The sequence below is a fragment of the Microlunatus sp. Gsoil 973 genome (assembly GCF_009707365.1).
Taxonomy (GTDB): Bacteria; Actinomycetota; Actinomycetes; order Propionibacteriales; family Propionibacteriaceae; genus Microlunatus.
This window is the reverse complement of record NZ_CP046122.1, coordinates 1,673,539-1,696,323: the sequence shown is the minus strand read 5'-3', so window position 1 is coordinate 1,696,323 and position 22,785 is coordinate 1,673,539. Positions and strand designations below refer to the sequence as shown.

Annotated in this window: 18 protein-coding genes and 1 pseudogene; 13 read left to right on the top strand and 6 right to left on the bottom strand. The window is 67.2% G+C overall.

From position 1 onward, the window contains the following. The first annotated feature begins 52 nt into the window (after positions 1-52). A pseudogene (locus GJV80_RS08015) lies at positions 53-674 on the top strand (L-threonylcarbamoyladenylate synthase). A 71-nt stretch (positions 675-745) separates the two neighbouring features. On the opposite strand, the gene cls reads toward GJV80_RS08015, so the two are convergent. Next, the gene (cls, locus tag GJV80_RS08010) at positions 746-2,200 is read right to left on the bottom strand and encodes a cardiolipin synthase (protein WP_154687445.1); all 1,455 of its coding nucleotides are present in this window, start codon (positions 2,198-2,200) and stop codon (positions 746-748) included. Between the two features lie 132 nt (positions 2,201-2,332). Here cls and GJV80_RS08005 point away from each other — a divergent pair, with 132 nt between their 5' ends. Further along, positions 2,333-3,175 carry a bifunctional 5,10-methylenetetrahydrofolate dehydrogenase/5,10-methenyltetrahydrofolate cyclohydrolase gene (locus GJV80_RS08005; RefSeq protein ID WP_195909238.1) on the top strand — a complete coding sequence of 281 codons (843 nt, stop codon included), beginning with the start codon at positions 2,333-2,335 and terminating at the stop codon, positions 3,173-3,175. 55 nt (positions 3,176-3,230) lie between these two features. Here GJV80_RS08005 and GJV80_RS08000 read toward each other — a convergent pair whose 3' ends face one another. Then, positions 3,231-4,451, bottom strand: a complete 1,221-nt coding sequence (locus GJV80_RS08000; protein ID WP_195909237.1) for an FAD-binding oxidoreductase — start codon at positions 4,449-4,451, stop codon at positions 3,231-3,233. A gap of 143 nt (positions 4,452-4,594) precedes the next feature. On the opposite strand from GJV80_RS08000, the gene GJV80_RS07995 reads away from it, so the two are divergent. After that, on the top strand, positions 4,595-5,470 hold the full coding sequence (locus tag GJV80_RS07995) for a phosphotransferase (RefSeq protein WP_195909236.1): 876 nt from the start codon (positions 4,595-4,597) through the stop codon (positions 5,468-5,470). On the opposite strand, the gene GJV80_RS07990 is transcribed toward GJV80_RS07995, so the two are convergent. Continuing rightward, the gene (locus tag GJV80_RS07990) at positions 5,445-5,945 is read right to left on the bottom strand and encodes a cupin domain-containing protein (RefSeq protein WP_230208242.1); all 501 of its coding nucleotides are present in this window, start codon (positions 5,943-5,945) and stop codon (positions 5,445-5,447) included. The two genes, GJV80_RS07995 and GJV80_RS07990, sit on opposite strands and share 26 nt — an antisense overlap. Before the next feature lie 282 nt (positions 5,946-6,227). Between GJV80_RS07990 and mraY the strand changes: the two genes are divergently transcribed. Both mraY and GJV80_RS07980 read left to right on the top strand, forming a co-directional pair. Continuing rightward, positions 6,228-7,319, top strand: coding sequence for a phospho-N-acetylmuramoyl-pentapeptide-transferase (gene mraY / locus GJV80_RS07985; RefSeq protein WP_154687440.1), 1,092 nt, complete (start codon positions 6,228-6,230; stop codon positions 7,317-7,319). Positions 7,320-7,432: 113 nt separating this feature from the next. Next, positions 7,433-7,639 carry a DUF1918 domain-containing protein gene (locus GJV80_RS07980; protein WP_154687439.1) on the top strand — a complete coding sequence of 69 codons (207 nt, stop codon included), beginning with the start codon at positions 7,433-7,435 and terminating at the stop codon, positions 7,637-7,639. A gap of 9 nt (positions 7,640-7,648) precedes the next feature. Here GJV80_RS07980 and GJV80_RS07975 read toward each other — a convergent pair whose 3' ends face one another. Then, positions 7,649-8,428, bottom strand: a complete 780-nt coding sequence (locus tag GJV80_RS07975; RefSeq protein ID WP_230208241.1) for a FadR/GntR family transcriptional regulator — start codon at positions 8,426-8,428, stop codon at positions 7,649-7,651. Between the two features lie 8 nt (positions 8,429-8,436). After that, entirely contained in the window at positions 8,437-9,639 is a 1,203-nt protein-coding gene (locus GJV80_RS07970) for a mandelate racemase/muconate lactonizing enzyme family protein (RefSeq protein ID WP_154687438.1), read from the bottom strand. A 194-nt stretch (positions 9,640-9,833) separates the two neighbouring features. Here GJV80_RS07970 and GJV80_RS07965 point away from each other — a divergent pair, with 194 nt between their 5' ends. Genes GJV80_RS07965 through GJV80_RS07950 form a run of 4 tightly spaced genes read left to right on the top strand, consistent with a single transcriptional unit; the run spans position 9,834 to position 15,031 of the window. Then, positions 9,834-11,180 (top strand): ABC transporter substrate-binding protein, encoded by a 1,347-nt coding sequence (locus GJV80_RS07965; RefSeq protein ID WP_154687437.1) that lies wholly within the window; start codon positions 9,834-9,836, stop codon positions 11,178-11,180. Next, positions 11,177-12,121 carry a carbohydrate ABC transporter permease gene (locus GJV80_RS07960; RefSeq protein WP_154687436.1) on the top strand — a complete coding sequence of 315 codons (945 nt, stop codon included), beginning with the start codon at positions 11,177-11,179 and terminating at the stop codon, positions 12,119-12,121. The genes GJV80_RS07965 and GJV80_RS07960 overlap by 4 nt, the downstream gene beginning before the upstream one ends. A gap of 18 nt (positions 12,122-12,139) precedes the next feature. Continuing rightward, positions 12,140-12,973, top strand: a complete 834-nt coding sequence (locus GJV80_RS07955; protein WP_154687435.1) for a carbohydrate ABC transporter permease — start codon at positions 12,140-12,142, stop codon at positions 12,971-12,973. Between the two features lie 36 nt (positions 12,974-13,009). Beyond that, a complete protein-coding gene (locus tag GJV80_RS07950; RefSeq protein WP_154687434.1) occupies positions 13,010-15,031 on the top strand; it encodes an alpha-galactosidase in 2,022 nt (673 codons plus the stop codon). A gap of 15 nt (positions 15,032-15,046) precedes the next feature. On the opposite strand, the gene GJV80_RS07945 is transcribed toward GJV80_RS07950, so the two are convergent. Then, positions 15,047-16,450 carry an LssY C-terminal domain-containing protein gene (locus GJV80_RS07945; protein ID WP_230208240.1) on the bottom strand — a complete coding sequence of 468 codons (1,404 nt, stop codon included), beginning with the start codon at positions 16,448-16,450 and terminating at the stop codon, positions 15,047-15,049. A gap of 55 nt (positions 16,451-16,505) precedes the next feature. Here GJV80_RS07945 and GJV80_RS07940 point away from each other — a divergent pair, with 55 nt between their 5' ends. From GJV80_RS07940 to GJV80_RS07925, 4 genes are all read left to right on the top strand, one after another. Next, positions 16,506-17,282 (top strand): putative protein N(5)-glutamine methyltransferase, encoded by a 777-nt coding sequence (locus GJV80_RS07940; RefSeq protein WP_230208239.1) that lies wholly within the window; start codon positions 16,506-16,508, stop codon positions 17,280-17,282. Between the two features lie 203 nt (positions 17,283-17,485). Next, entirely contained in the window at positions 17,486-19,255 is a 1,770-nt protein-coding gene (gene aspS / locus GJV80_RS07935; RefSeq protein WP_195909235.1) for an aspartate--tRNA ligase, read from the top strand. A 214-nt stretch (positions 19,256-19,469) separates the two neighbouring features. Continuing rightward, positions 19,470-20,852: a replication-associated recombination protein A gene (locus GJV80_RS07930; protein ID WP_154687432.1), complete on the top strand. Its 1,383-nt coding sequence runs from the start codon at positions 19,470-19,472 to the stop codon at positions 20,850-20,852. 94 nt (positions 20,853-20,946) lie between these two features. Then, a complete protein-coding gene (locus GJV80_RS07925; protein ID WP_154687431.1) occupies positions 20,947-22,782 on the top strand; it encodes an ABC transporter substrate-binding protein in 1,836 nt (611 codons plus the stop codon). Positions 22,783-22,785: the final 3 nt, after the last annotated feature.

Here is a 22,785-nt window from a genome sequence, read left to right as displayed (position 1 = left end):
ACGGTAGCGAACCCCCTTGGCCGCCGGTGCAGCGGCCTACTAGGGTCACGGAATGGCGCGATACTACGACGTTCATCCCAAGGATCCTCAACGCCGCACGATCGCCCAGGTCGTCGAGCTGATCCGCGACGGGGGGCTGATCGCCTACCCCACGGACTCCTGTTACGCCCTCGGTTGCCAGCTGGGCAACAAGGGAGGGACTCGACCGGATCCGCGCGATCCGCGATCTGGACGAGAAGCACCATTTCACCCTCGTCTGCAAGGACTTCTCCCAACTCGGCCAGTTCGTCCAGGTCGACAACTCGATCTTCCGGCAGGTCAAGGCGGCGACCCCCGGCAGCTACACCTTCATCCTGCCGGCCACCAGGGAGGTGCCGCGGCGGCTGCTGCATCCCAAGAAGCGCACCGTCGGAGCTCGGATCCCTGATCATGTCGTTGCCCAGGCGATCCTCGCCGAGTTGGGCGAACCGTTGCTGTCCTCGACCCTGCTGCTGCCGGGGTACGAGGAGCCGATGACCCAGGGTTGGGAGATCAAGGAGGCGCTCGACAACCAGATCGACGCGGTGGTCGACTCCGGTGAGTGCGGCCCGGACCCGACAACGGTGATCGATTTCCGCGAGCCGGTGCCCGAGGTGGTACGCGTCGGTGCCGGCGATCCGAGCCTCTTCGAGTGAGCCGGTCGAGTGAGCCGGTCGCGTGAGCCGGTCGCGTGAGCCGGTCGCGTGAGCCGGTGGGGTGAGCCGGTCTACATGAGGGCCGAGGTCATCCGCATGACGTTGTCCAGCGCCTGCTGGCGACGGGGTCTGCGGAGCCACTCCTCCAGGGTGAGCCGGCGGCTCTTGGCCCGGTACTCGTCTTCGACCAGGCGAAGCTCGGAGACCAGCCGCCGGCCGGCCATCATCACCATCAGCTCCATGTGCAGGCTCAACGAGCGGATATCCATATTGCTGGTGCCGATCAGGGCGACGTCGTCGTCGATGCTCAGGTGTTTGGCGTGCAGCACCGTCGGCGCCTGGTAGAGATAGATCTTCACCCCGGCGCGGAGCAGTTCCTCGTAATAGGAGCGCTGCGCGTGGAAGACCATGAACTGGTCGCTGATCTCGGACACGAACAGCTCGACGTCCAGGCCGCGCGAACCGGCCGTGACCAGCGCCTTCTGGATGGTCTCGTCGGGCACGTAGTACGGGCTGGTGACGCTGACCCGGCGACGGGCGTTGTGGATCGTCGCGGCGAACAGCTTGAGGTTGTTGTCGTTGTCGAAACTCGGTCCGCTGGGCAGCACCTGGGCGTCCAGCCGGTCCGGGTCGGCGGCCGGCTGCGTCGGGTAGTCCAAGGGCAGCAGGTCGTCGGTCTCGCTGAACCAGTCGGTGACGAAGACGGCGTCCAGCTCGCGGACCACCGGGCCCTCCAGCCGCACCATCAGTTCGTGCCAGTGCAGGCCTCTGCGGAGCGCCTTCTTCTTGTGGTAGTGCGCGGCGATCAGGTTCATCGATCCGGTGTGTCCGATCCGGCCGTCGACAACCACCAGCTTGCGGTGATTGCGCAGGTCGATCCGGCGGTGCGGGTCGCGGATCGGGCGGATCGGCAGCATCGGATGGAACTCGGCGCCCATCTCCCGAAGCACCTGCTCGGTCTTCCGCCGGTACGGATACATCAGCAGCGACAGGTGATCGGTCAGCACCCGGATTCGTACGCCCCGAGCAGCAGCCCGGCCCAACGCGTCGAAGACGGGTGCGGTGACGTCGTCGTAGACCAGGATGAAGAACTCGACGTGGACGTACCTCTCGGCCTCGTCGATGTCGGTGGCGATCCTCTTGATCATCGCGTCGTATTCGGTGATCAATTCCGCCTGGGTGTCCGGCAGCATCGGTAGAGCACCGAGATTGCGGTTGAGGGCGACCAGACTCGGCAGCCAGTCCGGCCAGTCCGCGCTCCGGGCGCCATGATCAAGTTTTCCCGGGCTCCTGGCCAGCAGCCGGTCGATCACCAGCCGCTGCTTGTTCCGGCGATCGGCCGGCAGCTTCGCGGTCCCGATCAGCAGGTAGAAGATCACACCGACGAGCGGTACGAAGATCACCAGCAACAGCCAGGCGATCGCCGACGACGGCTTGCGGTTGGCCGAGACCGAGAACGCGCTGAACAAGATCACCAGCACGTGGGCGATGAGCAGCGCGATACCCCACAGGTCGAAGCTACTCATGGGTCAAGCATCCTCCTGTCCGTCCCGCGGCGCACGCATCCGGCGGCCGTGTTGGCGGCGCGAACCGCCCGCCGGGTTGCTGACATCGGGCCAGCGATGGCCGAGGGGCCGGGATGCCGTACGGTGACTCCCATGACCGCCGGGATCATCGACGGGACTGCCGTCTCCAAGCAACTGTTGGCCGAAACCGCCGCCCGAGCCGCGGCATTCACCGAGAAGGCGGGTCGCGCACCCTGTCTGGCCACGGTGTTGGTCGGCCACGACCCCGCGTCGGAGACCTACGTCAAGATGAAGCGCAACCGGTCCCGCAAGAACGGGATCACCTCCAAGGCGGTCGAACTGCCGGACACCACCACGACAGAGGAACTGGTCAAGGTCATCACCGACCTGTCCGAGGACCCCGAGGTGGACGGCATCCTGCTGCAGCACCCGGTGCCGAGCCAGATCGACGAGCGGGCGGCGTTCGAGGCGATCGCTCCGGGCAAGGACGTCGACGGCGTCACCATGTACAGCTTCTCGGCGATGGCGTTCGACCTACCAGGGTTCCACTCCTGCACACCGGCCGGGATCATGCGTCTGCTGAAGGCGTACGACGTCGAGCTGTCCGGCAAGCACGCGGTGGTCGTCGGCCGGAGCCCGATTCTCGGCAAGCCGGTCGGCATGCTGCTGCTCAACGAGAACGCGACCGTGACCTACTGCCACTCCCGGACGACCGATCTTGCCGACCAGGTGGCCCAGGCCGACGTGATCGTCGCGGCGGTCGGCAGGCCGGAGTTGATCAAGGGGGAGTGGATCAAGCCAGGGGCCGTGGTGATCGATGCCGGCTACAACCCGGGCAATGTCGGCGACGTGGAACGGCAGGCTGCTGCCGAGAAGGCGAGTCTGATCACTCCTGTGCCGGGCGGTGTCGGCCCGATGACCATCGCGATGTTGTTGGAACAGACCGTACGGGCCGCCGAAGCGAGCCTGGCCTGAGCGGTACCCGCAGATCGTCGGCCGGCGCCAACCGCCAGGTCCCGGTCGGCAGCCGTCACGCAGGCGGGATGTTGTGATTGATCCGGAAGATGTTGTCGGGATCCCAGCGTCGCTTGACCTCCCGCAGCCGGTACCAGTCGTGCATCCGATAGGCCCGCCGGGTCTGCGTCGGGTCGGCCAGGAAGTTCAGGAACTTCCCGCCGGTGGCCGTAGGGGCCAGCGCGGCGACGACCTCCGGACCGCCGTCGATCTTGATCGAGAACGGAACGTCCCGGTGGCCGACCGGGCCGGCGCCGGGTGCCGGTTGCGCGGTCGCACCGCCCCAGTGCCGGAACTCGAGGGCGTTCCCACCGTCCTCGTCGATCACGCTGTCCACGGCGGTCTTGATCAACCCGTCGGAGAGTTCGCGATACATCTCGAAGCCCTGCGGTCGGGTGCCGGGGACGGCGATCCCCGAATAGCGCCTGACGGCGAAGTCGTCGTACAGCGGGGCGCCGATCATGGCATGCAGCCCGCTGAACGCGGTCGCGGCGGAATCGAGATCACCGGCGTAGACGGCGCCGACCGCCAGCACCGGGCCGGCGTGCTGCGGCAGCGGAGAGGTGCGCAGCAGGCGGGGCGCGACGGTGAAGGTCGACGGCAACTCTGCCGCATGATCACCGAACCACTGCAGCGCCTCCGCTGCCCGATCGATGTCGGCGTAGGCGACGCCGGCGATGACCCGGGAGACCGGCGCCAGCCTGATCTCCAGTTCAGTGGCGATGCCGAAGTTGCCGCCGCCACCGCGGATCGCCCAATACAGGTCCGGATGTTCCTCGGCTGCGGCCCGGACAAGTTCGCCGTCGGCGGTCACCAGCTGTGCGCTGACCAGATTGTCCGCACCGTACCCATAGGGTCTGGCCAACCAGCCGACGCCGCCACCGAACGTGTAGCCGACCACGCCGACCGAGGGGGTGTCACCGGACATGGGCGCCAGCCCGTACAGCTCGGCGGCGGCGATGACATCGGACCAGCGGGCGCCGGGCCGGACCCGGGCGATGCGGCGGTCCGGATCAAGATCGACTCCGGTCATCGACGATGTGCTGATCAGCATTGCTCCGTCCGGGCTCACCAGCGAGCCGTGCCCCGTCGAGCGGACGGCGACAGGAAGCCCGCGGCGGCGGGCCTGCAATACGGCGGAACGGATGTCGGCGATCGAGCGGGCCTCGACGGCCGCGGCGGGCTCGACGGCTTGACCGGAGTGGCTGGGATGGGTGGAAGTTGTCGGGGTGGTCATGGCGGTCTCCTTCACGGGATGATCCATGTCCTTGATCGTTCTCTTCGACGACCGCCGGGGCGTCGGCGCTGAGGCGGTACTTCGGCTACGCCGTTCGCCGTATCCGGCTACGTACGCTGTCCCCTGCCGGACTGATCGCCGCAGTGAACGACCGGACAGGCGCGAGCCTCCGGTTGGCCGGCCTCGCAGATCGCGGCGAGGTCGGGGCGGCGTACGTGCAGTGGCCGGACGGCCGGACCGGGGTGCTGACCCGGTCCGCGGCGCCGGTCGACGTGATCCAGCGGACCGGTCGGCTGCTGGCCGGCGCTGCCGCTGCCGGCTTGCCCGTTCCGGCGTACCAGAAGATCGTCGATCTGGGTACGCAACGGGTGATCATCCAGGAACGACTGCCGGGATCGCCGCCGGACAACGTCGACAATCGGCTGGTCGGGGACCTGCTCGACCTCGTCGACAGGTTCACCGGGCTGGGCGACGGAGGAGTCGACCTCGAGCTCTACCTCACCTCGAGCGGACCGGGTTTCTGCCTGCACGAGACCTTGGCCGGCCATAACGATCGGAGCCGGCGGTTACTGGCCAGGATCCGCGCGATCGCCGCCGAACAACCGGATGACCGACCGGAATCCGGGAACGACCTGGTCCACCTGGACTTCCATCCCGCCAACGTGCTGGTCGACCGCGGCCGGATCAGCGGCCTGGTCGACTGGGACGGCGTCGCGCGCGCTGACCGGCGGTTCGCACTGGTGACCCTGAGCTTCGACCTGAGCATCAGACTACGGACCGGGACCGAATGTCGAGGGCTGGACGGGTCCGGTGTGGAACGGGTGGTGGAGCAGTTGGCCTGCGCGGCGGTGGAAGACGTCCGGCGGTGGTGGGCGCACATGAGTCTGCGCCAGGTCGAATGGACGATCCGGCACGGCTACGACCGGGCGGTCGTCGACTGGTACGAGACGATCGCCGAGCGCGGTCTGGACCGGCTCGATTCCGGACGGCCGATCAGCGCTCGGGAGCTTCTCGATTGACCGCGGCCTGCTCGTAGGCGTGCCAGGTCGGCTGGTCCTCGGATCGGCCGACGGCGACCGGGCCGACCCAGACCAGGTCGTCGAGGTTGACCACGATCGCCTCCTGCGTCGAGCGGGCGATCACCACCACCGCCTCGATCTGCGGGTCGGGATTCTCCTCCCGGTGCGGCACCCACGGCGGGACGTAGACGAAGTCGCCGGGCGAGGTGGTCAGCCGGGTCTCCTGGTCGTTCTCCAGGAAGACGAACTCCGGGTGTCCGGAGACCACGTAGATCCCGGTCTCGGACTCACCGTGATGGTGGTTGCCCGATCCGGTGGCCGGCGGCACGATCGTCTCGCCCATCCAGATCGCGCTGGAGCCCACCGACTTGCCGGAGATCGCCTCCCGGCGGCGCATCCCCGCAGTCTGGGTGGTGTCCTCGGTGAGGTCGTCGTGACCCACCCGGTGCAGTCGGTGGTCGTACTGGTCTGACACACCACCGATCATGCCAGTCCCGCCGACTCGACCCTTCCCGCACCACCTGTTGCACGCCGCACCCTGTACACCTGGTGCGGGGTGCAACACCTGGTGCGGGGTGCAACACCTGGTGCGGGAAGGGGGTGGCCGGGGGAAGGCCTCGAACCGGTAACGGTCTGCCGGTGCCTCGGCGGGTGGGTTCAAGGTTCGCCGCCCGGTACCCGTACGCTTTCCCGCGATGACCGCGAGCCTGCCCCCCATTGCCCGCTCCCGTGCCGCCGTAGGCGGAGGGGGAGTCTGGTGATCGCACTTCTTGTCGCCGGGGCGTTCTCACTGGCGTTCACGCTGTTGATCATGCCGGCCTTCCTCCGGTTGGTGCGGCGTCTCGGGTGGGGGCAGCCGATCCGGGTGGACGGTCCGACCACACACCAGATCAAGCGCGGTACGCCGACCATGGGCGGTCTGGTGTTCGTGCTGGGGGCGGTCGGCGGCTATTTCCTCGGCCACCTGGTCGGCCCGAACACGCCGTTCACCGCCAGCGGCCTGCTGGTCGTCCTGATGATGGTCGGGATGGCCGCGGTGGGTTTCGTCGACGACTTCACCAAGACCCGCCGACAACAGAGCCTCGGGCTCACCGGCTGGCAGAAGGTCGGCGGCCAGGTCCTGGTGGCGACGGTGTTCGCGCTGCTGGCCCTGTTCTTCCGGGACAGTGACAGTGGGCTGACTCCGGCGACCGCGGCGATCTCGGCGATCCGGGACGTCAGCTGGCTCGACCTGATGCGGCTCGGGCCCGTGGTCGGCGTGATCCTCTACCTCATCTGGATCAACTTCCTGACGGTCGCCGTCTCGAACGCGGTGAACGTCACCGACGGTCTGGACGGCCTGGCCACCGGCGCGACCATCCTTGCCCTGTCGGCGTACATCTTCATCGGCTTCTTCCAGTTCAAGCAGGCCTGCCACAACGTCGGTGCGGCCCGTGGTTGTTTCCAGGTTCGCGACCCGCTCGACCTGACCATCGTCGCGGTTGCCCTGGCAGGCAGCCTGGTCGGCTTCCTGTGGTGGAACGCGTCACCGGCCCGGGTGTTCATGGGCGACACCGGCTCGCTGGGCATCGGCGGGACCCTCGGAGCACTGGCCATCCTGACCCACACCGAACTGCTGCTGGTGGTCATCGGCGGCCTCTACTGCATCGAGACCGGATCGGTGATCATCCAGCGGGCCTACTTCAAGGTCACCCACGGCAGGCGGATCTTCCGGATGAGCCCGATCCACCACCATTTCGAACTCAAGGGCTGGGAACAGGTCACCATCACCATCAGGTTCTGGATCCTGGCCGGGCTGTTCATGGTGATCGGCGTCGGGCTCTTCTACTTCGGGTGGCTCTCCAGCTAGACCCCGTCCCTGACGCGGTCTCCTCGCCTACCCCTTGCACCCGCCGGACGATCAGGTCAGGCTGGTAGTCACCTGGTATCAGGACAACGACGTTCTCGCAGGAGGTGACCGCGATGATCAACGTTGGCGACCGGATCGAAGTCGAGTCGGAGACCCTCGGGCGTGCCAGGCGGTGCGGCGAGGTGATCGGCAAGGACGCCGACCGGCTCCACGTGAAGTGGGACGACGGACACGAGTCGACGTTCATCCCGTACGCCGGCAACGTCCGGGTGCTCAGTTCCGGCAGTGCCGGGACGACCTCGGGGCCGTCGCAGACCTGAGTGCGTGGCTCAGGACCGGACCGAGCCCTGATCGCTCTGGTTGAGGGTCGACAGCGCCTCGATCAGGGCGTTCTTGCCGTCGAGGACGACGGCAAGCATCGATTCGGCGGCGGCCGCCGGGTCACCCCGGTTGATGTCGGTGAAGACCGCGGCGTGCGCCCGGGCGTCCTCGCTGAAGTCGACAACGGCATGGGCCCGGGCCCGCTGCTGCACGTCGAAGCTGAGCCGCATGAAGTCGGCGACCAGCCGGCCGAAGCGGCTCAGCAACTCGTTGTGCGAGGCGGCGTAGACGGCCAGGTGGAAATCGACGTCGTTGGCGGCGTACTCCTCGTGCTCCTCGGCACTGGCGATCATCCGCGTCGTCGCCTGTTCGATGCGACGCAGATCGTCCAGTCCGGCCCGGCCGGCCGCCAGCCGGGCCGAGGCGGGTTCCAGGATCTGACGGAGCTCGATCAGGTCGCGCATCACGCCCTCGGCGTTACCGGTCGACGTCTGCCAGCGCAGGATGTCGCTGTCGAAGACGCTCCACAACTCCCGGTCCCTGACCCGGGTGCCGACCTTCTGCCGGGACTCGACCAGTCCCTTCGCGGCGAGCACCTTCATCGCCTCACGCAGCGAGGTGCGGCTGGTGCGGTACTGGTCGATCAGCTCCGTCTCGCGGGGGAGCAGGTCACCCGGCCCGTAGCGGCCGCCGATGATGTCCCGTCCGATCGCCTCGATGATCTTGCCCTGGCGGCCTCGCATGGCATAGCCGGAGGTGGTCGGAACATCACCGTCGACCTGGGTCACAGCGCTCCTCACGGCTCAGAATTGCCCACCGGGGTCCCGCCGAGGTGGTGGTCAGCATACAGCGGGCGACCGTCGACGAGGATCTCCACCTGGTGCAGGTAGGGCCGGATCGCCTCCAGGTCGACCCGCAGACCGAGCCCCGGAGCGTCCAGCGGTTGCAGCTCCCCGTCGACGATCTCCAACTGGTCGGAGGTGATGGCGCGGGCCAGTTCGCTGGGTGCGAACGGGAACTCACAGATCCGGTGGTCGGCCAGGGCGGCGAACGGTTGCAGCGACGCCGAGAGCGCCAACTGGCTGGTGAAGGTGTGGTTGACGAAGGCGATGTCGCGGGCCGCGGCGTAGTCGGCGACCGCCTTGGCGGGACCGATGCCGCCGATCCGCCCGGTGTCGATCTGCACGAAGCGGACCGCGGCGTAGTCGATGAGATTGGTCGCCATGTGCGCCGAATGCGCTCCTTCTCCACCGGCGATACCGACCGAGCTGTTGTGTGCCGCCAACTCCGCGTGGGCCCGATAGGCCAGCGGCAGGAAGGGTTCCTCGATCCAGGTCGCACCCGACTGCTGCAGCGCGGGCAGCCGGGCCGCCGCACTCGCGACGTCGTCGACCCAGATCTGTCCGGCATCGACCAGCAGCAGGCCGTCCGGTCCGAGCCCCTCACGGGCAGCGGCGAGTTGCTCGGCGTCGGCCTCGACCGAACCCTGGCCGAACGAGCCCCAACCGACCTTGACCGCTTGGAATCCGGCAGCCACCGCTTCCCGTACGGCTTCCAGCGTGGCCTGGGCGTCGGCGCCGAACAGCATGGAGGCGTACGGCACCTTGGGGTAGGCGCGGCGCCCGCCGAGCAGCCGCCAGACCGGTTCGCCGAAGCGGCGGCCCAACAGATCCCACAAAGCGATCTCGATGCCGGAGAAGGTGTGCGCCGCCTGCAGCAGGTCCATGCTGTTGCGCCGCACCAGCGCAGTGATCCGGGCGATGTCGCTGACCGAATCCAGTCGCTGACCCAGCACAGAATCGGCGATCGGCCGGCACACACCGTGTGACCGCGGAGTCACGAACGCTGCGATGGACGTCACCGGCGACGCCTCGCACTCGCCCCAACCCTCGTCGTTCCCGGACCGGACCCGCACCAGGAGCGCATCCTGGCTGCCGTCGGCATCCAGCGTGATCTCGGGCATGGACGCGTAGAAGAAGTCGACGGCGTCGATCCGCATTCTCGCCTCCTGTCCCCGTTCGGCCTCATTAGATCATATTTTTGTCCGCGCAAGACCGACCGACTGCTTGCCAGCAGTTCACCAGATCCCCGTGTCAGTAGAAAAGGTGGGACGACACTGCTTCAGCTTCCATAAAAAGTAGTATATATTCGCGCTGTCAGGCACTGGGTCGATGAAGCTCTGAGGTGAGACGGATGACACTGCGCAGGTCGATGGCAAGACTGAGGGCGACGGTTGTTGTCGTCGTGTTGGCGGCGTTCACCGTCGGGCTGTCCGGATGCTCCGCGTCCTCGGACAAGGGCGCTTCGGCAGACGAGCCGCAGACGCTGCTCATCTGGGACACCGGGCTGCTCGCCAAGACCAACGACAACGGCTCGGCCAAGTCCGACTCGTTCCTGCACCAGGCCGCCAAGAACTTCGAGGCGACGCACAAGAACATCACCGTCAAGATCGTCGAGCAGGGTGGTGACATCAGCGCCAACGCCGCCCAGTTCAAGGCGGCATCGATCGCCGGCAACGGCCCGGACATCCGCATCCAGTACACGGGCGGACCGACGCTGTCCTTCTCCAAGTACTTCGTCGACCTCAACGACGTGCTCGGGAAGGACACGCTGTCGGGGTTCAACGGGCTGAACACCGTACGCAAGGACTACGACCCCAACGGCAGCCTGCTCGCGCTCCCGTACGGCTCCGGCACCTATTTCACGCTCTGGTACAACAAGAAGCTGCTCAAGCAGGCGGGCCTCGACCCCAACTACCAGCCCAGCAGCTGGCAGGACCTGATCTCCGAGGGCCGGAAGTACCACGACGCGACCGGCAAGCCGGCCTTCTACGTCGCCGATCTGGAGGGCTACGTCGGCGCCTGGGTGGTGGCCGCGCTGGCCGCCGGTGATCTTGGTGCGCCGGCCTACACCGACATGTACTCGGGCAAGACCAAGATCGACGGTCCGGCCATGCTCAAGGCGTACACGACCTGGTCCGAGCTCTTCAAGACCGGGCTGACCAACAAGGACGCCGGCGAGGTGTCCAACGGCGACGCCGACACCGGATTCATCCAGGGGAAGGCGCCGATCTACTTCTCCGGCACCTGGGCCGACGTGGGCATGTACCAGAAATTCAAGAACAACATCGGCTGGTCGTTCATCCCGATGGAGGACGGCGCCAAGTACACCGACGTCGCGGCCGGCGGCCCGCAGGTGGCCATCTCGATCACCCGCTACTCCGAGCACCAGGCCGCGGCAGCCGAGTTCCTGAAGTACCTCGCGCAGCCCGAGACCCAGGACCTCTACGTCAAACTGACGCAGACCGAGGGGTCGAGCAACAAGCAGGGCGACACGTCGGTGATCAAGAATCCGCTGCTGAAACAGCAGGCCGAGGCCCTGAAATCGACCTCCACCATCGTCTATCCCTTCGACAACGTGATGCCGCAGTCGGTGATCGACCTGTACTACCGGCTCGACGCGGCAACGTTCCTGGGCAAGACGACACCGCAGTCGGCAGTCCAGCAACTGCAGGCTGCGCTCGCTGCGGAGCAGGGTTGACCTCGGTCGGGGCCGCCTCGGAGGTGCTGGGCGCGACTGATCGTCGGTCCGACGCCTCGGCGACGCGGCCGACCGCACCCTGGCGTCGCCGCGACCGCCGGATCGGGCTGGCAGCGGTCGCCCCGGCGTTCGTGATCGTCGTCGGCTTCATGATCTATCCCGTCCTTTACGCCCTGTTCATCTCCTTCAACAAGACCGACGGAGTCGACTTCGAATGGGTCTGGCTGAAGAACTACGGCAACATCCTGACCGATCCGCTCGTCCACCAGGTCTTTCTGAACAACATCAAGTTCCTGGTGTCGGTGCCCCTGGTGATCTTCTTCTCGATCATCGTCTCGGTGCTGCTCTTCGAGAAGATCAGGGGCTGGAAGACCTTCCGGATCATCTTCTTCCTGCCCAACGTGCTGTCGATCGTGGTGATCGGCGTGATGTTCAAAAGCATCTTCGGCTATTACGGCGCGGTCAACGGGATCATCGCAGCGCTCGGCGGCACCCGGATCAGTTTCTTCACCGACGGCAGCCTGGCGATCTGGGTGATCGTGATCGCCCTGGTCTGGTCCGGCTTCGGCTACCAGGCGCTGTTGATCATGAGCGGGCTCTCCGCGATCGACACCACGGTCTTCGAGGCGGCCGCCCTGGACGGTGCCGGCTGGTGGCGACGGCTGTGGCGGATCACCCTGCCGAACATCCGGCGTGAGCTCGGGTTCGTGTTCATCATCAACGTGCTCTACACGTTCACCTCGCTGTTCGGCTTCATCTTCGTCATGACGGCCGGCGGCCCCGGTTATGCCACAACGACCGTCGACTACCTCGTCTATCTGAAAGCCTTCGGCAGCGAGAATCTCGGACCCGGAGCCGCCTTGGCGGTTCTGCTCTTCATCTTCATCGGTCTGCTCACCGTGCTGCAGAACCGCGTCTTCCGCATCCAGGACAACGACTGAGACACAGCGACTGAAACCATGACCAGCCCGACCCTCAACCGCTCGGCGCGTGTGCCGATCTTCGTCGGCCTGTGCCTGCTGGCCGCGACGATCATCTATCCGGTGTTCTTCCTCGGCATCGCCGCGTTCCGCACCAGACTCGACTATCTGGAGAATCCGCTCGGTCTGCCCAGACACTGGACGCTGCACAACTTCACCGTGATCTGGAGCGGGTACGGCGCCGGTCCGGCCTTCCTGCGCAGCATCTTCGTCGTCTCGGTCTCCACCTGCCTGGTGTTGTTCTTCGCCACCCTCGCCGGCTACGCCCTGGCAAAGTTGAACCCGCCGGGTGCCAAGATCATCACCGGGTCGTTCGTCTCGGTGATGCTGATCCCGAGCCAGGTGCTGATCCTGCCGATCTACCTGCTGTTGTCGGCGATGGACCTGGTCGGCAGCTATGCGAGTCTGATGTTGCTCTACACCGCGACGAATCTGCCGTTCGCGGTCTTCTTCCTGACCTTGTCATTCCGTGCGCTGAGCGACGACATCCTGGACGCGGCCAAGGTCGACGGCGCCGGATTCCTCCGCACGGTGGCACGGATCGCGGTCCCGGTCACCGTGCCAAGCCTGGCAACGCTTGCCGTGCTGCAGTTCCTGGGCATGTGGAACGAACTGCTCTACGCGCTGATCCTGCTGCCCGACGACAGCAAGCGGTTGCTGACCCCGGCGCTGTCCATGATCGGGCAGCGGTACGTCAACGACCAGCCGCTGGTCTCCGCCGGTCTGCTGGTGGCAGCCTCGGTCCCGATCGTCCTGCTCGGTCTGACCTCCCGGTACGTCCTCGAGGGCATCTCGATCGGCTCGTCGAAGTAGGTCTCTGATCAATCCCGGAAGGAAACTCCCGACATCATGACCACCCAGCTGCGGGTCACCGCCGACGACGGTCTGCTCCTCGACATCGACGGCCACCCGGCGCTCGCCGGACCTGCGCCGGTCCGGCTCGAGATCGACCGGGCCCGACGTGATCAACTCCAGGATCCCGAGATCACCGGTTCGGCCGATGATCAGCTGCTCGTCTCCGGCCGTGTCCGGGACACCGGGATCGCGGTGAGCTGGACCGCCCGTCGACTCGCCGGCCGATCGGTGTGGGAGCTCTCGATGACGCTTACCAACACCGGCGCGGATCCCGTGGCCGTCGCCCGGATGGACCCGCTCCAGGCGCGCCTGATGGGCGGCAGCTGGCGTACGCTCGCGTTCCGTTCGGCCTGGGGCGACGAGTACCGGCCGGAACACGGTGAGACCGACGTCGACCTCTGGTTCGAGACGCGGGCCGGCCGTTCGGCGCACGGCCACAGCCCCTGGGTCGGGTTGGAACGCGACGGTGCCGGGCTGGTCGTCGCTCCGGCGTGGAGCGGCAACTGGCATGTCGACGTCACCGAGGGCGGCACGCTCACCGCCGGCATCTCCAACTGGCTCTTCGAGACCGAGATCGGCCCCGGCGACAGCATCATCGCCCCGTCCGTGGTGATCGCCGCCGGCACCGACCTCGAGACCGCGGCGGTCGAACTGACCGCTGCCGTCGGGTCGGACTGGGTGCCACGGTCACCGGCCTCGGATCGACTCGACGTCGAGTGGAACCACTGGTGGCCGTACGAGGACGCCGAAGTGGACGAGAACGTGATCGCCGCCAACGCCGACCTGGCCGCAGAGCTGGGTTTCGGCTACGCAACCGTCGACGCCGGCTGGTTCGGTCCGTCCGACGCCGGCAGCTTCTGGTCGCGCTGCCGGGGTGACTGGGATCTGGTCAACGAGATCCGGTTCCCGGCCGGGCTGGCTGCACTCGGCTCCCGGATCCGGCGGGCCGGCGTCCGGGCAGGCATCTGGATCGAGGCCGAAGCGGTCGGCCGGGACGCTCGGCTGCGGCGGGAGCGGCCCGAGATCCTCGCTCTGGCGGTCGACGGCCGGCGCCCGGACCGCTCGTACGGCGTAGGGACCGAGTCGCTCGATCCGGACGACCCCACCTTCCTCGGCTACGTCTGCTGCGGCAGCGAGCAGGGACGGCGGTTCGTCCGGGAAAGCCTGGAGAGCGTTGTGCAGCGCACCGGTGCTGAGTGGGTGAAGCTCGACTTCAACGTCGATCCCGACGCCGGCTGCACCCGCACCGACCACGGCCACGGCGCCGCCGACGGCCTCTACCGGCACTACCTCGGGCTCTACCAGGTGCTCGACGACTTCCGCGTCGCCCATCCGGAGGTCGTCCTCGAGGCCTGCTCCTCCGGCGGGCTGCGCACCGATCTCGGGCTCGCCCGGCATGTGCACTGCACCTTCCTGTCCGACCCCGACTACACCGAACATCATCTGCAGGTCCTCTGGGGCGCCAGCCTGATGCTGCCCCCGGCATCGATCCTGCACTGGTCCTGGTCCCAGTGGCGCGGCGACTACCCGCCCGCCAAGCTGGATTTCGCCGGGCTCAGCCCGGAGGAGTTCGACGCCACCCTGAGGGCGGCGATGCTGCACCGCTTCGGCGTCTCGCTACGGCTGCCCGACCTGCGGCCGGACCAGCGGGAATCGCTGCGCCGCCACGTGACCGTGTTCACCCATCACGTCGCTCCACTGGTGCGGGACGGGGTGCTGCATCGGCTGACAGGCCAACCGCTGCGCCGGGGACGCGGTGAACGGACGCCGGCCTTCCAGCTCAGTGCCGATGATCACCATCTGCTCGCCGCCTTCGGGTTGCCGGGAAGCACGGGGCAGACCTTCGTCCGGCCGCGCGGTCTTGCCGCCGACCGCCGGTACCAACTCTTCGACCCCTTCACCGGCACCAGGTCGACCCACAGCAGCGCCGAACTGGCCGACAACGGTATCCCGGTGCCGGCCCGCACCGGCCTGCTGTCGTCGGTCTTCGTCCTGCTGGAGCCCTCCGACACCTGAATCCGGTCCCGCGGTTCAGCGGCGGCCTACGGGATCGGACTGCGTCCCGGACGCCAGCTGGGCAAGTTCCTGCGCCTGCTTGCGCAGCAGCCGGGCGGCGACGGCGTACTCCCGCGAGGAATGGCTGGACAACATCATCAGACCGGCGATCTGCAGACAGATCGCCAACACATTGGTGCCCAGTCGCCACGGCAGCCAGCCGAGGTGATCGACGGCGCCCACCGAGATGGTGACCACCAGCAGGGCCATCAACACCAACCGGGCAGGCTGGCTGCCGCGCAGCGTCAACACGATCAGGATCACCTCGACAACGAGGACCGTCGCCGCGACCATCGACCCGATTGGGGCCCACGGCAGGTTGGCGGCGATGAGCAGCCGGAACTCTCCGGTCTGGATGAAGTCGAGCAGACCCAGCGCGATCAGCGTTGCCGCGCTGCCCAGCACCAGCGCCGCACTGCCCAGGATGGACAGCGGTCGCCGCTGCGATTCGCGGGTCTCGGCAAGGGCGTTGAGCAGGCCGAGCCGGCGCAGCGTGCGTTCCTGGTGGTGCCGACCCTCCAACGGTGTCTCGTCGACATCGGGCAGTTCGACGACGGGCAGGTCGCCGTCGGTGTGGATCGAGTCGCCGCCGCCGTTGCGGGAGTGGTAGCCGGTGGTGAAGTCCTCCAACAGCGTGATCGTGACGCCCGGAGCGGCTTCGGTCAGGGTGCGGGTGACGTGATCGCGTTCAACGTCGATGTCCGCGTCGATCTTGTGGGTGACCTGCAGGGTGAACAGGCTCAGCCCGACCGCTCGGTCGTAGGTGGCGGCCGCCAGCCAGTCCACCCGGTGCCCGCCCGGAAGCAGCCAGTCGTCGGGACACTTCCAGAAGCGGATGTGATGCCGTTTGCCCGGACTGCCGTCCACCTCCTGCTGATAGGCGAAGTCCTGTTGCCGTCCGAAGAGCAGCAACGGCGACACCGGCGCCTCGGGGTAGCTGTCCCGGCCCAGTGTCGAGACGATGATCCGGCCCGCCGACTTGAGGGTCAGCTCGTCGGCCAGGGTCCAGTTGGCCTTGCGCAGCGCCTGATGCAGTTGCAGTTCCTCGCCGCGGAAGGCCAGGTTGATCGGATCACCCAGTAGCCCGTCGCTGGTCCGGGTGCGGCCGATGAAGTAGTTGGGCACATAGATGTCGGAGAGGATCCGGTGCAACCGCGGCAGGGTGAGATAGGCAGCCATCGCCCAGAACAGGATGAAGAACAGCCAATTGGACCAGCTCCACCGGAATCCCTGCCGGAGCAGATAGATGGTCATGCCGATGGCGGCGATGCCGGCGACGATGAAGAAGAATTGGTCCAGCGGTCCCGCCTCGGGGATCCTGATCTTCATCCGTCCTGGTCGCCGCCGGGTGATGCCGCGTGGGTCGGTCCGGGTAGCCACGGGCGCATCGTAAATCCCGTCGGCTCTTCGCACCGGAGGTGTAGCGTTCCCGGTCGTGATTGCCGGCCCGGAGGTACGCGACCTGCTGATCGGCAGGTTGCGGTCGGCGGGCTGTGTCTTCGCCGAGGACGAGGCCGGGCTGCTGGTCGAACAGGCATCCGATCGGGCAGAACTGGACGCGATGGCCGACCGACGGGTTGGCGGCGAGCCGCTGGAACAGATCCTCGGCTGGGCGGGATTCTGCGGGCTCCGGCTGGCGGTGGCTCCGGGCGTTTTCGTCCCACGGACCCGGACCGGATTGCTGGTGGCCGAGGCGGTACGCCGTTGCACACCCGGTGACGTCCTGGTCGACCTGTGCTGCGGGATCGGGGCGATCGCCGCTGCGGTGACAGCTCGGATCGGCGGCCTGGAGGCGTACGCGACCGAGATCGACCCGGTCGCCGTCGACTGCGCGCGGCAGAACCTCGGTGTCCGGGCGGCCGTGTTCGAGGGCGACCTCTTCAGGCCGCTGCCCGCCGGTCTGCGCGGCCACGCCCGGGTGATCACCGCCAACGCCCCCTACGTGCCGTCTGCGGAGATCGCCTTCATGCCGGCCGAGGCGCGTGATCATGAACGGTTGATCACCCTGGACGGCGGTCCCGACGGGCTGGACGTCCATCGCCGGATCATCGCCGAGGCACAATCCTGGTTGTGCCCGGGTGGAGCGCTGCTGATCGAGACCGGGCGCGAGCAGGTCGCCACCGATCTGCGGTTGCTGACGGCGGCCGGGCTGATGGCGTCGGTGATCACCGATGACGACATCGGCGCAACGGTGGTCGTCGGGCAGAACTGACATGTCCGGATTGATAGGCGGACAGACAGGAACGTCATTCCGGCGGGACGGATCGGCGGGTTCGGGCCCGTTGCCCCCGTTCGGAAGGACGTTCTCGTCGTTCGACAGGCAACACCGCGATGTGATCGGGGCTCGGGCGGACCCGTAGGATCGCTAGGGCCCGAATTCTGGGACCCGACGCAGGTCGCACGAGAGGAATGTCAGTGATTCGCACCCATCAGGCCGGTACGTTGCGGGCCAAGCACGCCGGGGAAACCGTAACGCTCGCCGGCTGGGTCGCCAGGCGTCGTGATCATGGTGGGGTGGCGTTCCTCGACCTGCGGGATGCCAGCGGGATCGCCCAGGTGGTCGTCCGCGACGAGATCCTGGCCGCGTCCGGGGCGCACGAACTGCGCAACGAGTACTGCATCAAGGTGACCGGCGTCGTCGACCAGCGTCCGGAGGGCAATGCCAATCCTGACCTGCCGACCGGCGAGATCGAGGTCGTCACCAAGGAGCTCGAGGTGCTCAGCCCGGCCGCGCCGCTGCCGTTCCAGATCGACGAGCGGGTCAATGTCGGTGAGGACACCCGGCTGAAGTACCGCTACCTCGATCTCCGCCGCCCGGCTCCCGGCCGGGCCATCCGGTTGCGCAGCGAGGTCAACCGGGTCGCCCGCAACACCCTGGCCGACCACGACTTCGTCGAGATCGAGACCCCGACCCTGACCCGTTCGACACCCGAGGGTGCCCGCGACTTCCTGGTGCCCGCCCGGCTCAAGCCCGGGTCCTGGTACGCCCTGCCGCAGAGCCCGCAACTGTTCAAGCAGCTGCTGATGGTCGGCGGCATGGAGCGCTACTACCAGATCGCCCGCTGCTACCGAGACGAGGACTTCCGCGCCGACCGGCAGCCCGAGTTCACCCAGCTGGACATCGAGATGAGCTTCGTCGAGCAGGACGACGTGATCGCGCTGTCGGAGGAACTGCTGATCAACATCTGGCAGCTCATCGGCCATCAGGTGCAGACCCCGATCCCGCGGATCACCTACGCCGACGCGATGAACAAGTACGGCACCGACAAGCCGGATCTGCGGTTCGACCTGGAGATCACCGAACTCACCGACTACTTCTCCGACACCCCGTTCAGGGTCTTCCAGGCGCCGTACGTGGGCTCGGTCGTGATGCCCGGCGGCGCCGGGCAGCCGCGCCGGACGCTCGACGCCTGGCAGGAGTTCGCCAAGCAGCGCGGGCATCGCGGGCTGGCGTACGTGCTCGTCGGCGACGACGGCGAGCTCGGCGGGCCGGTGGCCAAGAACCTCAGCGACGCCGAACGCCACGGTCTGGCCGCCGCGACCGGTGCGAAGCCCGGCGACTGCGTCTTCTTCGCCGCCGGCGAGCGGTCCAAGGCTCAGGCCCTGCTCGGCGCCACCCGGCTGGAGATCGGTCACCGCGTCGGCCTGATCGACGAGGACGCCTGGTCCTTCGTCTGGGTGGTCGACGCGCCGCTGTTCGAACCGTCCTCCGACGCTGTCGCGGCCGGCGATGTCGCGGTCGGTTCCGGCGCCTGGACCGCCGTACACCACGCCTTCACCTCGCCCAAGCCGGAGAACCTGGACACCTTCGACACCGACCCGGGCAACGCACTGGCCTACGCGTACGACATCGTCTGCAACGGCAACGAGATCGGCGGCGGCTCGATCCGTATCCATCGCCGGGACATCCAGGAGCGGGTGTTCGCGGTGATGGGCCTGTCGCAGGAGGAGGCCCAGGAGAAGTTCGGCTTCCTGCTCGACGCCTTCGCCTTCGGCGCACCGCCGCACGGCGGCATCGCCTTCGGCTGGGACCGGATCGTCGCCCTGCTCGCGGATACCGATTCGATCCGCGAGGTGATCGCGTTTCCGAAGTCGGGCGGCGGCGTCGACCCGCTGACCGACGCCCCGGCCCCGATCACGGCCCAGCAGCGCAAGGAAGCCGGCATCGACGCCAACCCCGAATAGCGCGAGGGGTCACATATCCCCCTCATATTCGCGGCGTGTCGCGACCCCCGATGTACGGCGGTCCACCCACCCCCCATCCGCCGAGGGGTCACAAAATCACCAATATGGACGGCGTGTCGCGGACCGCGGATCCCGCGGGCTGAGATGCCCGGACGACACGCCGCAGAAATGAGGGATTTACTGACCCCTCGGCGGGTGGGAGAGTGAGGCAGCGATGAGTGAGGACCTGTTCGGGGAGCCGATCGCCGAACCGAAGGATGCTGCCAGTGCTGTGGCACCGGCCGGCGGAAGCCTGGGCAGTGATCAACATGCCGGTACGCCGCTGGCCGTCCGGATGCGACCGCGCACGCTGGACGAGATCGTCGGACAGCAGCACCTGCTGGCGCCCGGTTCGCCGCTGCGCCGGCTGGCAGCGGGGGAGCCGATGTCGGTGTTCCTCTGGGGGCCGCCGGGCGTCGGCAAGACCACCATCGCCTCGGTGGTGTCCCGGCAGACCGACCGGCGGTTCGTCGAGGTGTCCGCGGTCACCGCCGGCGTCAAGGAGGTCCGGGCGGTTCTCGACCAGGCCAAACGTGACCTCGGCCGCGGCCGGCAGACGGTCTTGTTCGTCGACGAGGTGCACCGGTTCTCCAAGGCCCAACAGGACGTCCTGTTGCCGGCGGTGGAGAACCGACTGGTGACGCTGATCGCCGCAACCACGGAGAATCCGAGCTTCTCGGTGATCTCACCGCTGCTGTCCCGGTCCCTGCTGCTCACCCTCAAGCCGCTGACCGACGAGGACATCTCGGGCCTGCTGGACCGGGCGCTGACCGACGATCGCGGGCTGAAGGGTCCCGACGGCAGCACCTTCGAACTCACCCCGGATGCCCGCGACTCACTGCTCCGGATGGCCGGTGGCGACGCCCGTCGTGCGCTCACCTATCTCGAGGAGTCCGCGGCCGGGGCCAGGGCCGTGGATTCCATGATCATCGATCCGCCCATCGTCGAGCGTGCGGTCGACCGCGCCGCTGTCCAGTACGACCGCGACGGTGATCAGCACTACGACGTGATCAGCGCCTTCATCAAGTCGATGCGCGGGTCCGACGTCAACGCCTCGTTGCACTACCTGGCCCGGATGATCGAGGCCGGTGAGGACCCGAGGTTCATCGCCCGCCGGATCATGATCCTGGCCAGCGAGGACATCGGGATGGCAGACCCGACAGCGATCCAGGTCGCCGTCGCCGCGGCCCAGACGGTGCAATTGATCGGTATGCCCGAGGGCGCGATCACCCTGGCCCATGCGGTGATCCACTGCGCGCTGGCCCCGAAGTCCAACGCCGTGGTGACAGCCATCGGTGAGGCCCGGGCGGATGTCCGGGATGGCAAGATCGGCGTCGTCCCACCGCATCTGCGCGACGCCCATTACGCGTCCGCGCAGAAGTACGGTCACGGCGTCGGCTATCGCTACGCCCACGACGAGCCGCACGGCATCGCGGCCCAGCAATACCTGCCAGATGTGCTCGAGGGCGCCGACTACTACCGGCCGACCACGCACGGCACCGAGGCGGCCGTCACCGAACGCTTGAAGAAGATCAACGAGTTGCTCGGACGAGGCTGAGAGCCGCCGTCGGAACGCGCGGATCCCCGTAACGTGGCCGGAATCAAGCTCCGGTACCGTCTGGGCGAGCACATCGATGAAGGAGTCGTGAAGGATGATCGTCACAGGTCAACGGCGGGCGCCGATCCGGGCCGTCGTCGCACTACTGGGCGCGGTGCTCTGCAGCGCCATGGCGATACTCGGCGGAACCGTCCCGGCGTCAGCCGATACCCCGAGGAACACAACGCTGACGGTCGTCGCGGACACCCAGATGACCACCTTCAATCCGTTCGTCTCCTACTACGACGGCGAACTGAACGTGATCAGCATGATCTTCCCGGCGCTCACCTACAGCGACCGGAACAACCAGCCGGCGCCGTACCTGGCCTCGAAGTGGACCACCTCGCCGGACGGTCTGACCTGGACCTTCGACATCCGCCCGAACCTCAAATGGTCCGACGGCCAACCGCTGACCGCCAAGGACATCGCCTGGACCTACAACCTGGTGATGACCAACACCGTCGCGGCCACCGCGAACGGCACCCTGGTCGAGAACATCGCCTCGGTCTCGGCGCCCAACGACACCACCTTCATCGTCAAGACCAAGACCAAGCAGGCCAACCTGTTGTACGAGTCGCTTCCGGTTGTGCCCCAACACATCTGGCAGGCCCACGTCTCGAACCTGAAGGCGTACACCAGCATCCCGACCGACGGTAAGCCGGTCGTCGGCTACGGCCCGTACACGCTGACCGCCTTCAAGACCACCTACGCCACTCTGAAGGCCAACAAGGACTTCGTTCTCGGGGCCCCCAAGTACGACACCCTGATCAGCCAGTACTTCTCCAGCTCCGACGCCGCCGTCAATGCGCTCAAGACCGGACAGGTGCAGCAGAACGGCAGCCTGACCGCGACCCAGTACAAGGCGCTGAACGGCACATCGGGGATCACCACCTACCGGCAGGAACCGACCGGCTGGACCGCGATCGAGATCAACCCCGGCGCCCGGACCAAGTCGGGCAAGTCGATCGGCACCGGCAATCCGATCCTGCACGACAAGACGGTGCGGCAGGCGATCGAGTACGGCATCGACCGCCAGACCCTGGTGACCAAGGTGCTGGACGGTCTGGGTCAGGTCGGCGCCGGCTATGTCCCGTCCGGTTACCCGCAGTGGGCGTGGCAACCCGGCGCGGGTCAGAAGATCGGGTACGACCCGGACAAGGCCAACCAGCTGCTCGACCAGGCAGGCTACCCGAAGGGCTCCGACGGGATCCGGGTGGACAAGAAGACCGGCAAGCAACTGAGCTTCCGTCTCGGCATCCACTCCGACGACAGCAACGACGCCGCCATCGCGACTTATCTGGTGCCGTGGATGAAGGCGATCGGGATCAAGCTCAAGGTCGAGCCGATGAGTTTCAGCCAGCTCAACGACAATCTGGCCAAGGGTGATTGGGACATCCTGATGGACGGCTGGTCGACCGGCCCGGATCCGACGTACCTGTTGAGCATCCAGACCTGCGGCGTGCTGCCCGATGACAACGGGCAGGGCGGCAACACCGACTCCTTCTTCTGCAACAAGAACTACGACAAGCTGTACGCCCTGCAGCAGACCCAGCTGGACCAGAAGGCCCGTGCGCAGACGATGCAGCAGATGCAGAGCATCCTCTACGACGCCGCGGTCGACGTCATCCTCTACTACAAGGACGGCCTGTCGGCGGTCCGTACCGACAAGGTCAGCTACATGACCGGCAAGGGCGACGCCCAGGGCGTCTACCCGTTGCAGAGCCTGTTCTACAACTGGACCCATGCCGCGCCGGTTGCGGCTCAGACCACGTCCACTTCGTCCGGCAGGGCGCCGTTGATCGGCACGGTCATCGGTGTCGTCGTCGTCCTGGCGGCGATCGGGGTGTTCTTCGGCCTGCGACGGCGTCGCACGGCCGGCGATCGCGAATGATCT